The sequence below is a fragment of the Aliiruegeria lutimaris genome (assembly GCF_900099935.1).
Classification (GTDB): Bacteria; Pseudomonadota; Alphaproteobacteria; order Rhodobacterales; family Rhodobacteraceae; genus Tropicimonas; species Tropicimonas lutimaris.
The window spans coordinates 54,358-68,597 of record NZ_FNEK01000018.1 but is presented as its reverse complement, the minus strand read 5'-3'; the positions used below and the strand labels follow the sequence as shown (position 1 = coordinate 68,597).

Genomic DNA, 14,240 nt, shown 5'->3' with positions numbered 1-14,240 from the left:
CCGGGCGGCGCCTTACTGTACCATCTGCGCGCTAGGCCGATTGCAGGTGGAACCAGTGCAGCGCGTAGGGTTCAAGCTCCTGTAGGGCCCCCTTTCCGGTCGTGTCGGACGACAGCAGGTCCCGTGCAGCATCGATGCCGGGAATGGCCGCCGGATCAAGCCCCGGCTGCGTGGAATGTTCACTGAAATTCGCAATGACCAGAAGGGTTTCCGGCCCATTCCGACGCAAGAATGCAAAGACGTGCGGATTGTCGGAGCGTAGAAGCTCAAACGCCTGCGCGGCGAAAATCTCGTGCGATTTGCGCAATTGGATCATCGCGGCCATGTCCGTGGCGATCCGGTTCTGTGGCGTGCCCTTCGTTGCCGCCGCCGTGAAATCCGCCTCGGTCAGTGCCTTGCGATGCACCCAGCGGGAATCCTCCGCCTTGCCAGGATCCTTAAGGTAGCTGTGGTCGTTGAGCGCGCCGAGTTCGTCGCCCTGGTAGAGCAGCGGCAGGCCCGGCATGGACAGCTCGATCCCGTTGAGCAGCTTAACCCGGCGCAGCGCATGTTCCAGAAGCTGCGGGTCGCCGGATGCCCCGGCCTGTTCAACCCCCGCGAGCGAGGCCAGCGTGCCGCAGACGCGGCAGTCGCCATTGCTCGGGTTCTCCTGGAAGGGAACGCCATTGGCGAAACTGCCCGAAAAACGGCCGGTGTAGAACTGGTTGAGGAAATAGCGGTGATCCTGCCCGTTGATCCCCAGCCGACCGGAAATCGCGTCGTCCCAGGTCCAGCCGATATCGTCATGGCAGCGGATATAGTTGACCCAGGTCGTCCCCTCGGGGATGGTAAAGCTCCTCTCCAGCGAGGCGTTGAGCAGTCCGGTGCGTCGCGTGGCGAGGCTCTCCCACATCAGCGCCATCATCAGCGGATTGTAGGATAATTCACACTCGTCCAATCCGATATACTCGTTCACCTGGTCCGGATGGACGATGGCTTCGGATTTGAAATGCACATGCGGCGCCGCGATCCGAAGGCACAGATTGAAGGTCTGGATCAAGGTATGCGCCTTCGGCAAGCTCTCGCAGACAGTTCCGAGCTCTTTCCAGACAAAGGCCAGCGCGTCGAGCCGCAGCACATCGGCGCCCATCGCCACGAGATGCAGCATTTCGTCCACGACCGAGACGAAGACGTCGGGGTTCGAATAGTTCAAGTCCCACTGGAAGGAGTTGAACGTGGTCCAGACCCATTTGCCGACGGTTTCGTTATAGGTGAACGAGCCGCGCCGCACGGTCGGGAAGATCTCGCGCAGGGTGGCGTCATAGGCGCGGGCTTCCGGCTCGTCGAGCAGGTAGTAGAAGTCCTGATACCGGCGATCGCCGGCCAGCGCCGCCTTGGCCCAGGCATGTTCGTCGGAGGTGTGGTTGAAGACGAAATCCAGAACCATCCGGATGCCGCGCTTGTGCAGCGCGTCTGCCAGCGCCTTCAACTGCTTGTTGGTGCCGAGCTTCGGGTCCACCTTGCGGTAATCTGAGACGGCATAGCCGCCATCGCTGTTTTCCTTCGGCGCCTCGTAGAGCGGCATCAGGTGCAGATAGGTGATGCCGAGGCTTTCCAGGTAGGGAATGCGTTCGATCAGCCCGTTCAGGTCGCCGCCGAACAGGTCCACATAAACCGCCATGCCGACCTGATCTTCGCCGAGATACCAAGGCTGGTTGCCGCCGGGCAGCCCGGCATGGTGTTTCTTCACCTGGTGTTGGGCGAGCGTTTCGACCAGCCGGCGCATGTGCAGCCAGGCATCGTAGTGGTTGCCATAGAGTGTCAGCAAGTGCTCGAACAACGCGGGGAAATGCTGTTCCAGCCGGTTCAGGAACGCTTTTCGGCGGCGGGCCGGTATCTCCGAGAAATCCGTTTCGCTCAGGATCGTGTCGAGCGTCTTGCGGGATTCATAGGCGATGTCCATTGGGCGACTCATCTGCTTGGAATTGGAAACGGGTGTTTGACCGCTTCATAGGGGCATCCAAAGCGGTTTGGAAGGTCGCATCTTTCGCGCGTTTGAGCCGTTCAGCCCAAAACAGGCGATCTGCCGCCGACGACACCGCCATTATGCCATGGCTGTCAAAAGTACCGCAATCCGGTGGCATAGTGGAAACGTCGCCAGAACTTGCGGCGTCATTTAGTCAGAAGGATATCGAAAATGGGCAAGTGGATCGGAATCGCTGTCGTCGTCGTCCTCATTGTTGTCGGCTACTCCCTTTTCACCGGAGGAACGGACGAGGAGGCCGAAATGGCGCCCGCCGCCACCGAAAGCGCTACGGATGGCGCCGCCTCCAACAATTGACCTAATTTGAAACAACGACGCCGCGCTCCATCGGGCGCGGCGTCCGGCATTCGGTCAAGGGCTGGCTCAGTCCACGAAGGCCTTTTCGACCACATATTCGCGCGGCTCGGAATTGGCACCCTCGTGCAGCCCGTATTCCTCGAGCATCTCCTTGAGTTCGAGGTTGAAGGCGAGATTGCCGCAAACCATCGCCCGGTCCGTCTCCGGTGCGATCGGTTCGATGCCGAGATCGCGGAAAACTTCACCCGAGCGCATCAGGTCGGTGATGCGGCCCATCTTGTGACTCTCCTCGCGGGTCGTGGTCGGGTAGTAGCGCAGCTTCTTGTGGAAATCCTCGCCCATCAGCTCGGCCAGAAGCTCGTCCTTGCGCAGGTCCTCGATCAACTCCGCGCCATAGGCCAGCTCGCCCACTTCACGGCAGGTATGGGTGATGATGACCTCGTCGTAATCCTCGTAGGTCTGCGGCTCGCGCAAGAGCGAGGCGAAGGGCGCGAACCCGGTGCCGGTGGCGAAGAACCACAGCCGCTTGCCCGGTAGCAGCGCGTCATGCACCAACGTGCCGACCGGTTTGGGCCGCAGGATGATCTGGTCGCCCACCTTGATCTTTTGCAGCCGGGAGGTCAGCGGGCCGTCCGGCACCTTGATCGAATAGAATTCCAGCTCCTCGTCCCAGTTGGGCGAGGCGATGGAATAGGCGCGCAGAATCGGTTTCTGCTTGCCCGTTTTCGGGTCCGGATCGCCCATCAGGCCAATCATCACGAATTCGCCCGACCGGAAGCGAAGCGTTTGCGGGCGGGTGCAGCGGAAATGGAACAGCCGGTCCGTCCAGTGCTTCACGAAAGTCACTGTCTGCGCGTCGGGCAGGGTGGGAACGGCCTTGATCGGGTTTGCGTCGGTCACGGGTTTCAGCTCGGTCATGTCATCCATTTCGGTGCCCGGCGGGCTCCGATCCTGTTCGTGTATGCGGGATATTGAATTTATGTAAAGGGCAGAGTTCAGCTTGCGAGGCGCGACCGATAGTCATGCTCCTGCCAATCGGCGCGGGCAAGCCATTGATCCTCGGGCTGGCGCGCGGCCAGAGACTCGTCGATCTCCACCTCGTCGAAACCGGAGCGCCGCGCCATGGCATATTGGTCTGCCAGCACGTGGCCCCGGGCGCGCAGGCGGCCAGAATATCCCATGCGGCGAAGGGCGCGCGCGATGGAGAAGCCGCGGCCATCGGCGAAGCTGGGGAAGTCGATGCGGATCAGCCCGACAGCCCCCACCAGCGGCGCCAGCGCCTTGGTAACGGTGTCAGGGGCGAGGTCCACCGCATGGGCTTCACCCGAGGGCGGAAGCTCATCCAGCGCGGTAAAAACGCCGTCAAAGGTTTCGGGGCCGAAACCCTGGTCGGTCACGATGACAGCCATGTCAGGTTCCTTGCTCTGTTGTGGCAGGTCCAACGCGGACCATCTTGCCGTTCACGAAATGAATGCCGCATTCGACCTTGTCCTGGCCGCGCCAACGCCCCGAGCGCGGGTCTTCACCCTCGGCCACGGGCGAGGTGCAGGGCGCGCAGCCGATGGAGGGGAAGCCCTTGGCCACCAGTGGATGGCGGGGCAGGTCGTGGCGGCGGATATAGTCGGCGATCTGCTCGGAAGACCAGTCCGCCATCGGGTTCAGCTTCAACTTTCCGGCCTCTTCCTCGATCAGCGGCAACCGGGCGCGGGTGCCTGACTGGAACCGCTTGCGCCCGGAGATCCAGCTATCGAAGGGCTGCAACGCCTTCTCCAGCGGCCGGGTCTTGCGCAAGTCGCAGCACGCGTCGGTGTCGCTCAGGTGCAGCGCATTGGCGGGGTCCTCCACGGCGAGGTTCATGGCCCGCGCGCGGATCACCCGAATGCCCGTCAGCCCGAGCGCGTTCGCCACTTCGCGCTGGTAGTCCAACGTCTCGGGGAAGAGCATCTGCGTGTCGATGAAGAGCACCGGCGTTTCGGGCGCCACGAGCGAAAGCTGGTGCAGCAGGACGACGGATTCTGCCCCGAAGGAGGAAACCATCGCCAGCTTGCCCATCAGGGGATGCGCAATGGCCGCCGCCAGCCGCCTGGCACCTTGCAGCGACCCGATGGCGTCGGTCACGATTTCCGCCCGGTTGGCGGGGACTGTCTGGATTGCGTCAGGCTGCATCGCGTTGTTTCTCCGGCCCGTAGAGCGCTTCCTTGAAGGGAGCAACGCCAAGGCGGCGATAGGCTTCGAGGAAGGTTTCGGTCTCGTCTTCGCGCACTTCCAGATAGGCCAGCATCAGCCGCTCGATGGCCGGCACGATCTCCTCGTAGGAGAAGCCCGGGCCGGTGCGCTGGCCGATCTCGGCAGTCTCGGTGGCGTCGCCGCCAAGCGTGATCTGGTAGGTCTCCACGCCGCCCCGGTCGAGGCCGAGAATGCCGATATGGCCGACATGGTGATGCCCACAGGCATTGATGCAGCCGGAGATCTTGATCTGCAGCGGGCCGACCTCGTGCTCGATGCGCAGGTCCTCGACCCGCTGTGCGAGCTGCTGGGCGACAGGGATCGAGCGCGCGGTGGCCAGCGCGCAGTAATCCATGCCGGGGCAGGCGATGATGTCCGAGGCGAGCCCGATATTGGCCGTGGCCAGCCCTGCCGCCTTCAGCTCCTCGAATACCGCCGGCAGGTCCGATTTGCGGACATGGGGCAGGATCACGTTCTGCTGGTGGCTGATGCGCAGCTCGTCATACCCATATTGTTCGGCAAGCTCCGCCATTACCCGCATCTGGCCGGCGGTGGCATCCCCCGGTGTTGCCCCATGCGCCTTGAGCGAAATGGTCACGATGGCGTGGTCCGGGTCCTTGTGCTCGGCGAGGTTGGTGTCCGCCCAGGAACGGAAGACAGGGTCCAGGCGCGCATCTTGGTAAGCCTGCGTTTCGCCGCCCACGAGGTCTGGTGCGCGGAAACGGGCGCGGATGCGGGCGATGACGCGTTCGTCCACGCCCTCGAATTCGGCGCGGGTGCGCTCGAAGGCGGCTTCAACCTGCTCGCGGATCGTGTCGAGCCCGTTCTCGTGCACGGTGATCTTGATGCGGGCCTTGTACTTGTTATCGCGGCGGCCGTGCTGGTTGTAGACATGCACGACGGCTTCCAGGTAGGGCAGCAGCTCGTTTTCCGGCACGAAATCGCGGATCACCTTGCCCACCATCGGCGTGCGGCCAAGCCCGCCGCCCACGATCACCTCGAAGCCTGTCTGGCCTTCGCGCTCCAGCATCCGCAGGCCGATATCATGGGCGCGGGTCACGGCGCGGTCATTGGGCGAGCCGGTGATGGCGATCTTGAACTTGCGAGGCAGGAACTGGAACTCCGGGTGGTCGGTGGACCACTGGCGGATCAATTCGGCATAGGGGCGCGGGTCGGCGATCTCGTCGGCGGAAGCGCCGGCGAAATGGTCCGCGGTCACGTTGCGGATCGTGTTGCCGGAGGTCTGGATCGCGTGCATGCCGACCTCGGCCAGCGCGTCCAGCATGTCCGGCACGTCGCGCAACTTGGGCCAGTTATACTGGATATTCTGTCGCGTGGTGAAATGGCCGTAGCCTTTGTCCCACCGCTCCGCGAGCTCCGCCAGCTTGCGCAACTTCTGTGCGTCGAGCGAGCCATAGGGGATGGCGACCCGCAGCATGTAGGCATGCAGTTGCAGGTAGAGCCCGTTCATCAGGCGCAACGGCTTGAACTCGTCCTCGGTCAGCGAGCCGTCGATGCGGCGCTCCACTTGGGCACGGAACTGAGCATTGCGCTTGGCAAGGAAGGCGGTGTCGAATTCGTCGTAGCGATACATCTTTAATCTCCGATCACGACTTTCGTTTATCCTGAAGGAATGATTCAGGAAAGCTGAAAGACGTATTCAGTAATTGTCATTCGATCGGGCGTCGGACCGGGCGTCGGCCTGCTTGCCATGGAGGTAGTTGGACGGGCCGCGGGCGCGGAAGCTTTCGCGAAAATGCACCGGCTCGGGCCCCTTGGGGCCAGACTTCGCATCGGCCAGGTAGGCGCCGACGATGATATGCCCTTGCTGTTCGGCGTCGATCAGCCGGATCGTGGCGTGGGCCTCGTCTTCGAGCAGTTCCGCCTCGCTCATGTTGCGCGACCAGCTTCCGTTCTCGGTGAAGTAGACGACATCGCCCTCCAGCAAGGCGTTGGCGGTGATGATTTTCGGCGTGAAGGGGCGGGGCATCAGGCGTGTTCCTTTGCGGCGATGTCGATCTGGGCTGCCGCGTTGGCGGCGTCTCGGGGAGAGAGACCGAGGAACATGACGGCGGGTCCGGAGAGATCAGCGCGCGCCACGTCCTCGGCCAGGGTACAGAGCCGGCTGGGGAGCGACCGGCTCTGGGGTCGTGAGGCGTTCTCGACGATGCTGACGGGCGTGTCGGCACTGGCGCCATGCATCAGCAGGCGGCCCTGCACGAAACGCGCGGCGCGCTTGCCCATGTAGATGGCGGCGACGGTGCCGGGGCGGGCCAGTGCCTGCCAGTCCTGCTCGGCCAGCCCGTCCATGTCGTGACCGGTCAGCAGGCGCAGTTCCGAATTGCGGCCCCGCGCGGTGAGCGAACGGCCGATCTGGGCGCTCGCGGCGGAGGCGGCGGTGATGCCGGGGATGACGCTATAGCTGACTCCTGCGGCTTCGACGGCGTCGAGTTCTTCTTCCAGCCGGCCAAAGACAGCGGCATCGCCTGATTTCAGCCGCACGATCTGTGCGCCGGTGCCGGCATGCTCGATGAGCAACTCATTGATGCGGTCCTGCGGCGTGGAGGGGCCGAAGCCTTCCTTGCCGACCGAGAGGATCAACGCTTCGCGGCGGGCCAGTTCGAGGATCTCTACCGGGACCAGCCGGTCATGGATCACGATATCGGCCTCGTCCAGCGCGCGGCGGGCCTTGAGGGTAAGCAGTTCAGGATCGCCCGGGCCAGCGCCGACAAAGGCAATATGGCCGGGCTGAGCGGATTTGCCGAGATGGGCCTGCAACTCCGCCTCCAGCGCGGCCTCGATGGCGGCGTGACCGGAAACGGCGGCGCGTGGACCGGAGGTGAAATAGAAAGCCGACCAGAAATCGCGGCGGATACGGCCCATTGGCAGGGCGTCCGCGCGCGCGCGGAAGGCCTTGCCGATCCGGGCCAGAAGGCCAAGATTCTGCGGCAGGCGCTCTTCGAGATCGCGCTTGATGGCGCGGGCGAGCACGGGGGCCGCGCCTTCGGTGCCGATGGCAACGGTGACCGGGTCCCGGTCGACGATGGCGGGGGTGATGAAGGCGGAGGCGTCGAGATTGTCGACCACGTTCACCAGCACCCCGGCGCCTCTGGCCATGTCGGCAACCCGCGCGTCTTCGGCGGTGTCCTCATTGGCGGCATAGGCCAGGGTGGCGCCAACGAGATCATCAGCAGCCAGCGGGCGGCGGGTCAGCGCGAGGTGGCCGTCAGTGTTCCAGTTTTCGATTTCGGGGGCCGGATCTGCCGCGAACACATGCAGCCGCGCTTCGGTCTTGAGCAGCAGGCGCAATTTGGCGAGCGCCGCCTCGCCACCGCCCGACAGGACGATCGCCTTGTTGGCGACATCCAGGAAGATGGGGAAGTGCTGCATGATCGGTGGCTCCGTGGCGGCTGTTTCTGCACTGCAATATAGAATTTTGTTCCGGTATTCCGCTAGGTATTGACGAAAAGAAGGATGTTTGTTCTTTCTGCGGTGGGTGGGGAGCCGCATGTTCCTTGCAATGGGGGAATGCCGGAATGGATGTCCGTCTTGATGCGCTGGATCGGAAGATCCTTTCGGAATTGCAGCGCGATGCCGACCAGTCTCTGGACGATATCGCCCGCGCGGTGGGCTCGTCGAAGACGCCGGTCTGGAATCGGGTGCGCAAGATGCGGGAGGCGGGCGTGATCCGGCAGACCACCGCCCTGCTCGATGCCGAAGCGCTCGGTTTGGAAGCCTGCTTCTTTGTTCTGATCCGCACCAGCGAGCATGAAGAGGAGTGGCAGCGGCGTTTCCTCGAGGCGCTGAACGCGCGCCCGGAAGTGCTTGAGGCGCATCGGCTCGCGGGAGATATCGACTATATTCTCAAGGTCCTGGTGCCAAATGCCCGCGCTTATGATCGCTTCTACCAGGCGCTGATCTCGGAGGTGCGCATTCACAACGTGACAGCGCTACTGTCGATGGAGGAGATCAAGTCGACCACGGCCCTGCCGCTGGAATTCTGACCTATTTCGGGAGCCCTCCAAGGCGGTGGAGCCTTCTGGTGGCCCGCGCGCTGCCGCGCGCGGGTCCAAACGATCTTTGACAAGATCGTGCCCCTGAGGGGCCGCTCTCAGAACTGCAGGTGCAGGCTTTCGAGGCCGTGGAAGTGGTAGATGTCGGCGTAGCGCGGCGGTTGGGCCAGGGTGAGGCCCGGGTGGGCCGCGAAAAGCGCGGGCAGGGCGCGGGACATCTCGAGGCGGGCGAGCGGGGCGCCGATGCAGAAATGCAGCCCGGCGCCGAAGCTGGCATTCGTCACGACCGATCGGTGCGGGTCGAAGCGTTCGGGGTCGCTCCAGATGCGCGCGTCCCGGTTGGCGGAGGCCAGCAGGCAGGCGACCTGATCTCCGCGCCGGAAGTCATGCCCGAAGAGCGACATGTCCTCATAAGCGTAACGGGTGAAGAGGTGCAGAGGGGGATCGAAGCGGAGCGTTTCCTCGATCACGCTGGCGCGGCTGTCGGGATCGGCCAGCAGGTCCTGCCCGCCATGCTCAAGCAACGCCTTCACACCATTGCCGAGGCTGTGCACGGTGGCCTCGTGGCCGGCATTGAGCAGCAGGATCACGGTGGAGATCAGCTCGTCGGCGCTGAGATGCGATCCGTCCTCCTCGGCGGCGATCAACTGGCTGAGCAGGTCGTTCCCCGGTTGCTCGCGGCGGGCGGTAATGACCGCGTCCAGATAGGCGCGGAAGGCCAGCGTCGCGGCGACGGCGGCGTCTTCCATCGCGCGCGAGCGACCGGCCTGGTACATGCCGACCATGGCGTTGGACCAACGCAGAAGATCGTCGGTCCGATCCTCGGGCACGCCGAGCAGGCGGGCAATCACGGTAACAGGCAGGGGGCGGGCGAACGCATCCAGAAAGTCAAATGGCCCGGCGGGCAAGGCGCGCAGGAGATCCTGCACCAGCTCGTCGATATCGCTGCGCAGGGCCTCGATCCGGGCGGTGGTGAAGGCGCGCGTGACCAGCTTGCGCAGGCGGGTGTGGCGGGGCGGCTCCAGCTCCAGCATTGAATGCGCCTCGATGGCATAGAAGGGCGCGAGCCGTTCGGGCACCGGCTGGGCCAATTCGGGCGGCACCTCGCGGCCGAAACGCCGGTCGCGCAGGATCGCGTTCACGGCGGCGTGGCTGGTGGCGGCGACCATGGCGTAGTCTTCCCAGAAAACAAGATCGCCGGTGGCGCGGGCACGCGCGTAAAACGGGTAGGGATTCTGGACGAAATCCGGATCGGTCGGAGATTGGGTCACTCTTTGCATGGGTCGTTGGTGCCGATAATTGCCGCCCCAGGCAAGCGCTTCACGGCGGCGCTGTCTTTTCTTCGCCCCGTGCCGCATCTAGGCTGGGCCAGGGAGGCGCGATGTGAGACGAATTTGGGCCATTCTGGCGTATCTGGCTGTCGTGGCCGGGTTCTCGGGCGGCGTGTGGTGGTTTTCCCTGTCGTCGGACCTGGAGGCATTGGCCGAACGCGGCGAGGCGGACCTGTCGGTCGCCTCAGACAGGCTCGTCGGGCAGTTGCAGCGTTTTCGCGAACTTGCCGTGCTGCTGTCGGATCATCCCGACCTAGAGGCGCTTCTGAACGGACAGGGCAATGCACGCACGGCGAGTGCGCTGCTGCGGGAGACGGCGGACAAGACCGGCTCACTGGAAATCCTCGCGGTGGCGCCGGGCGGGCAGGTGCTGGCGACATCGGAGGAATCCTGGACGCCGCTTGCCAGCTCGCCCTACCTGAAACGGGCAATCGAGGACGGTGCGCTCGGGGCTTATCATTCCGTCGAGCCGAACAGCGGATTGCGGGTGTCGACCTTTGCCTCGCCGATCTTCTCGCAAAGTGGGCCGGTCGCGGGGGCCGTGGTCGTGAGGGCCGATATCGGTGCCATCGAGGCAGAATGGCGCGGTGACGCGATGACGGTCGCCTTTACCGATTCAAATGGCGTGATCCTGTCTTCCAACCGCTCGGAGTTGCTGTTCCGGACCCGCACCCTGCCTTTGCCGGCGACAGCGGGCGGGCGCTATGGCGGCGCGCCGCTTTCTCCTTTCCCCGAGGTGCGAGAAATCGTGATCTCGGGGTTTGAGCTCTGGCGGCTCGATGCCGGGCGCTACGTGCCGCGCGCGTCGATCCACCTGACCCGGCCGCTGCCGGTGATCGGCATGCAGGGGGAAGCACTGGTCGATATCGCGCCGGCGGTGACGCTTGCGGGCTGGCAGGCGCTGGTGACGGCGACGCTTGGTCTCGTGATCGGCGCCTTCATCCTGTCGCTTATGGACCGGCGGCAGCGGTTGTCGGCGCAATTGAACGCGGAAGCAGCGGCCAATGCGCGGCTGGAGCAGCGGGTACGGGAGCGCACGGCGGCGCTCTCGGCGGCCAACAAGGCGCTCCGGCGCGAGGTGGACGAGCGCATCGCCGCCGAGCAAGCTTTGAAACGCGCGCAGGGCGAGTTGATCCAGGCGGGCAAGCTCTCGGCTCTGGGCCAGATGTCGGCGGGGATCAGCCACGAGTTGAACCAGCCACTGATGGCGATCTCCTCCTTTGCGGAAAACGGTGCCGCCTTCCTGGAGCGGGGCAGGCCGGAACGGGCGGCGGAAAATCTCGGCCGGATCTCCGAGATGGCGCGGCGAATGGGGCGGATCATCCGCAACCTGCGGGCATTCGCCCGGCAAGAGGTGCAGCCAGTACGCCCTGTGGACCTCGCGGCGGTTGTTGAAGCGGTGCTGCTTCTGAGCGAGGGACGGATCAAGCGCGAGGGGGTAACGCTGGATTGGCATCCACCCGCCTCGCCGGTTATCGTGCGCGGCGGCGAGGTCCGGCTGCAGCAGGTGGTCATGAACCTCGTCTCGAATGCGCTCGACGCGATGGAAGACCGGGAAAACAAGCGGCTGGGCGTGTCCATCGAGCTTGCGGACAAGGTGCGGCTCTGCGTGTCGGATACCGGATGCGGCATCGCGTCGAGCGATCGGATATTCGACCCGTTCTACTCCACCAAGGAGGTCGGCCGCTCCGAGGGGATGGGGCTGGGATTGTCGATCTCCTATGGCATCGTGCAGAGTCTTGGCGGGGCGATCCGGGGCGCGAACCGGCCCGAGGGCGGGGCGGTGTTCACGGTGGAGCTTGAACCGGCTGAAATGGAGGCGGTGGCGTGACCGACAGGGTGCTTCTGGTGGATGACGATGCGGCGGTGCGCGAGGCGCTCGGCCAGACGCTGGAACTGGCCGATCTGCGGCCGATCCTGGCGGGCAGCTATATCGAGGCGAAGGACCATGTCTCGACGGATTTCGCCGGCGTGGTCGTGACCGATATCCGGATGCCGGGCAAGGACGGGTTCGCGCTGCTGGATTACGTCCTGCAGGCGGACGCGGAATTGCCGGTGATCCTGCTGACCGGTGAGGGTGACGTGCCGATGGCGGTACGGGCGATCTCGCGCGGAGCGTTCGATTTCCTCGAAAAACCATGTGAGTCCAGCGCCTTGTTGACCGTCGTTCACAAGGCGCTGGCGGCGCGCGAGCTGGTGATGGAGAACCGGCGGCTGAAGCGGGAGCTTGCCTCGGGCGATGCCGCGGCGCGCATGTTGCGCGGAACCTCCCCGCAATCGGAGGAACTGCGCGCGCGGGTGCGCCTCGTTGCGCGGGCCGGGGCGGAGGTGCTGGTGACTGGGCCGACCGGATCTGGCACGGCCAAGGTGGCAGAGGTGATCCACCTCGTCTCGCCGGCCGCGCCGCACCCCTTTGTCAAACGCTCCGCCGCAGCGCTCGGGCCCGAAAGCCTGCAGGAGGCCTGCGAGGCGGCGGGCGCGGGCACGCTCTTTCTCGACGAGGTCTCCTCGCTCGGCCCGGCGGCGCAGCTTGCCCTGCTGGACCGGCTGGATGCCGGTGGCGATGCCCGCGTGATTGCCGGCACCTACAAGGACCTGCAGCGCGAGGTGGAGGCGGGGAGATTCTCGGCCGACCTGGCAATGCGGCTCGACGTTTTGCGGGTCCGTATTCCGCCGCTGGACGAGCGCAAGGAGGATATCGGCCCGCTGTTTCGCCACTACGTTTCGCTCGCCTGCGAGCAGGCGGCCTTGCCGGAGCCTGACATCTCTTCCGACGTGATCGCGCGCCTGATGGCACAGGACTGGCCCGGCAATGCGCGCTCGCTCATGAACGCCGCGATGCGTTTTGCCATGGGGCTGAACGATCCGTCCCCGGCGGAGGATGCGGGGCTGGCCGAACAGATGGCGCAGGTTGAGCGCACGCTTCTGATCGCTGCGCTTGAAAAGGCGGGAGGACGTGCGGTGCAGGCCGCCGAGGCACTCAAGCTGCCGCGCAAGACCTTCTATGACAAGCTCGCCCGGCATGGGCTGCGGGCAGAGGATTACCGCGGCGGTTGAGTCGGCTGGCGGTTCCGCGTGCTGTGCGGGTTTTCGCACAAACCGGTTTCGCGCTTGTGTGGCAGACCGCACGACCCGGACAGGAGGTGGTGTCCGGAGGTGTCTGGATCGCCAGTCATGTATTTGTTTTTCATGTGAAAAATTTGAATTTCGTGGGCGCGTGATTTTTCCTGTTGGCCGAATTGCCTGTCCTCTGTTTGCTATGTGTCAAGCCTTGCAGGAGAGCAGGGCGCGACAGATCAAATGTCTTGGGAGGACATCTAGATGAAATACGTGACAGCCGCTGCGACGGCCATTTCTCTTGTGATTGGTGCGGGCGCGGCGCTGGCCAGCTGTGACGAGGGCGAAATCGTCATCAAGTTCAGCCATGTGACCAATACCGACAAGCACCCCAAGGGGATCGCCGCCAGCCTGCTCCAGCAGCGCGTGAACGACGAGATGAACGGCAAGGCCTGCATGGAGGTCTACCCGAACTCGACCCTCTATAATGACGACCAGGTGCTGGAAGCGATGCTGCAGGGCGACGTGCAGCTGGCCGCGCCGTCGCTGTCGAAATTCGAGAAATTCACCAAGAAGTTCCGGATCTTCGACCTTCCCTTCATGTTCAAGAACATGGAATCGGTCGATGCTTTCCAAAGCTCCGAGAAAGGGCAGGAGATGCTTGGCTCGATGGAACGCCGCGGACTCAAGGGCATGGGCTTCTGGCACAACGGCCTGAAGCAGTTCTCGGCCAACAAGCCGCTTCTGACCCCGGCCGATGCCGCAGGCCTCAAGTTCCGGGTGCAGCCTTCCGACGTGCTAGTGGCACAGATGGAAGCGCTCGGCGCTTCGCCGCAACCGATGGCCTTCTCCGAGGTCTATGGCGCTCTGCAGACCGGAGTGGTCGACGGGCAGGAGAACACCTGGTCGAACATCTACGGCCAGAAATTCTTCGAAGTGCAGGATGGGATCACCGAGACCAACCACGGGGTTCTCGACTACATGGTCGTCACCTCCGTCGACTGGTGGGATAGCCTGGACGAGGATGTCCGCACCCAGTTGGCCACGATCTTTGATGAGGTGACCGCGGAGCGCAACGCCGCCATTGCCGAGGTCGACGCCGCGAACCGCCAGGCCATCCTCGATGCCGGTGGCGTCATCCGCGAGCTCAACGCCGAGCAGCGCGCGGCCTGGGTCGAGGCGATGAAGCCGGTCTGGGAGCAGTTCGAGGGCGACGTGGGCACCGAGAACATCGAGGCTGCCCAGTCCATCAACGCCAGCATGTAAGGCCACGCAAGGATACGGGCCGCCGGT

At 64.3% G+C, this 14,240-nt stretch carries 13 protein-coding genes; 5 read left to right on the top strand and 8 right to left on the bottom strand.

What is annotated here, in order from left to right; genetic code table 11:
• Window positions 1-31: 31 nt before the first annotated feature.
• Window positions 32-1,942 (bottom strand): alpha-amylase family glycosyl hydrolase, encoded by a 1,911-nt coding sequence (locus BLR85_RS10495; protein WP_093155144.1) that lies wholly within the window; start codon window positions 1,940-1,942, stop codon window positions 32-34.
• 234 nt (window positions 1,943-2,176) lie between these two features.
• On the opposite strand from BLR85_RS10495, the gene BLR85_RS29095 reads away from it, so the two are divergent.
• Entirely contained in the window at window positions 2,177-2,320 is a 144-nt protein-coding gene (locus tag BLR85_RS29095) for a hypothetical protein (protein ID WP_170844527.1), read from the top strand.
• A 66-nt stretch (window positions 2,321-2,386) separates the two neighbouring features.
• Here BLR85_RS29095 and BLR85_RS10490 read toward each other — a convergent pair whose 3' ends face one another.
• The 6 genes from BLR85_RS10490 to cysG form a co-directional block, all read right to left on the bottom strand.
• Window positions 2,387-3,247: a ferredoxin--NADP reductase gene (locus BLR85_RS10490; protein ID WP_093155141.1), complete on the bottom strand. Its 861-nt coding sequence runs from the start codon at window positions 3,245-3,247 to the stop codon at window positions 2,387-2,389.
• 68 nt (window positions 3,248-3,315) lie between these two features.
• A complete protein-coding gene (locus BLR85_RS10485; RefSeq protein WP_093155138.1) occupies window positions 3,316-3,729 on the bottom strand; it encodes a DUF934 domain-containing protein in 414 nt (137 codons plus the stop codon).
• Window position 3,730: 1 nt separating this feature from the next.
• The gene (locus BLR85_RS10480) at window positions 3,731-4,486 is read right to left on the bottom strand and encodes a phosphoadenylyl-sulfate reductase (RefSeq protein WP_093155135.1); all 756 of its coding nucleotides are present in this window, start codon (window positions 4,484-4,486) and stop codon (window positions 3,731-3,733) included.
• Window positions 4,476-6,140, bottom strand: coding sequence for a nitrite/sulfite reductase (locus BLR85_RS10475; RefSeq protein ID WP_093155132.1), 1,665 nt, complete (start codon window positions 6,138-6,140; stop codon window positions 4,476-4,478). Before BLR85_RS10475 ends, BLR85_RS10480 begins: the two co-directional genes overlap by 11 nt.
• 66 nt (window positions 6,141-6,206) lie before the next feature.
• Window positions 6,207-6,536: a DUF2849 domain-containing protein gene (locus BLR85_RS10470; protein ID WP_093155129.1), complete on the bottom strand. Its 330-nt coding sequence runs from the start codon at window positions 6,534-6,536 to the stop codon at window positions 6,207-6,209.
• Window positions 6,536-7,936 carry a siroheme synthase CysG gene (gene cysG / locus BLR85_RS10465; protein ID WP_093155126.1) on the bottom strand — a complete coding sequence of 467 codons (1,401 nt, stop codon included), beginning with the start codon at window positions 7,934-7,936 and terminating at the stop codon, window positions 6,536-6,538. Before cysG ends, BLR85_RS10470 begins: the two co-directional genes overlap by 1 nt.
• Before the next feature lie 146 nt (window positions 7,937-8,082).
• Here cysG and BLR85_RS10460 point away from each other — a divergent pair, with 146 nt between their 5' ends.
• Window positions 8,083-8,550, top strand: coding sequence for an Lrp/AsnC family transcriptional regulator (locus tag BLR85_RS10460; protein WP_093155123.1), 468 nt, complete (start codon window positions 8,083-8,085; stop codon window positions 8,548-8,550).
• A gap of 107 nt (window positions 8,551-8,657) precedes the next feature.
• Here the strand turns inward: BLR85_RS10460 and BLR85_RS10455 are convergent, their stop codons facing one another.
• Window positions 8,658-9,839: a cytochrome P450 gene (locus BLR85_RS10455; RefSeq protein WP_093155120.1), complete on the bottom strand. Its 1,182-nt coding sequence runs from the start codon at window positions 9,837-9,839 to the stop codon at window positions 8,658-8,660.
• 103 nt (window positions 9,840-9,942) lie between these two features.
• Here BLR85_RS10455 and BLR85_RS10450 point away from each other — a divergent pair, with 103 nt between their 5' ends.
• The 3 genes from BLR85_RS10450 (at window position 9,943) to BLR85_RS10440 (ending at window position 14,213) form a co-directional block, all read left to right on the top strand.
• Window positions 9,943-11,721, top strand: coding sequence for a sensor histidine kinase (locus BLR85_RS10450; protein ID WP_093155117.1), 1,779 nt, complete (start codon window positions 9,943-9,945; stop codon window positions 11,719-11,721).
• Window positions 11,718-12,947: a sigma-54-dependent transcriptional regulator gene (locus BLR85_RS10445; RefSeq protein WP_093155114.1), complete on the top strand. Its 1,230-nt coding sequence runs from the start codon at window positions 11,718-11,720 to the stop codon at window positions 12,945-12,947. The genes BLR85_RS10450 and BLR85_RS10445 overlap by 4 nt, the downstream gene beginning before the upstream one ends.
• Before the next feature lie 264 nt (window positions 12,948-13,211).
• Window positions 13,212-14,213 (top strand): TRAP transporter substrate-binding protein, encoded by a 1,002-nt coding sequence (locus BLR85_RS10440; RefSeq protein ID WP_093155111.1) that lies wholly within the window; start codon window positions 13,212-13,214, stop codon window positions 14,211-14,213.
• Window positions 14,214-14,240 lie beyond the last annotated feature (27 nt).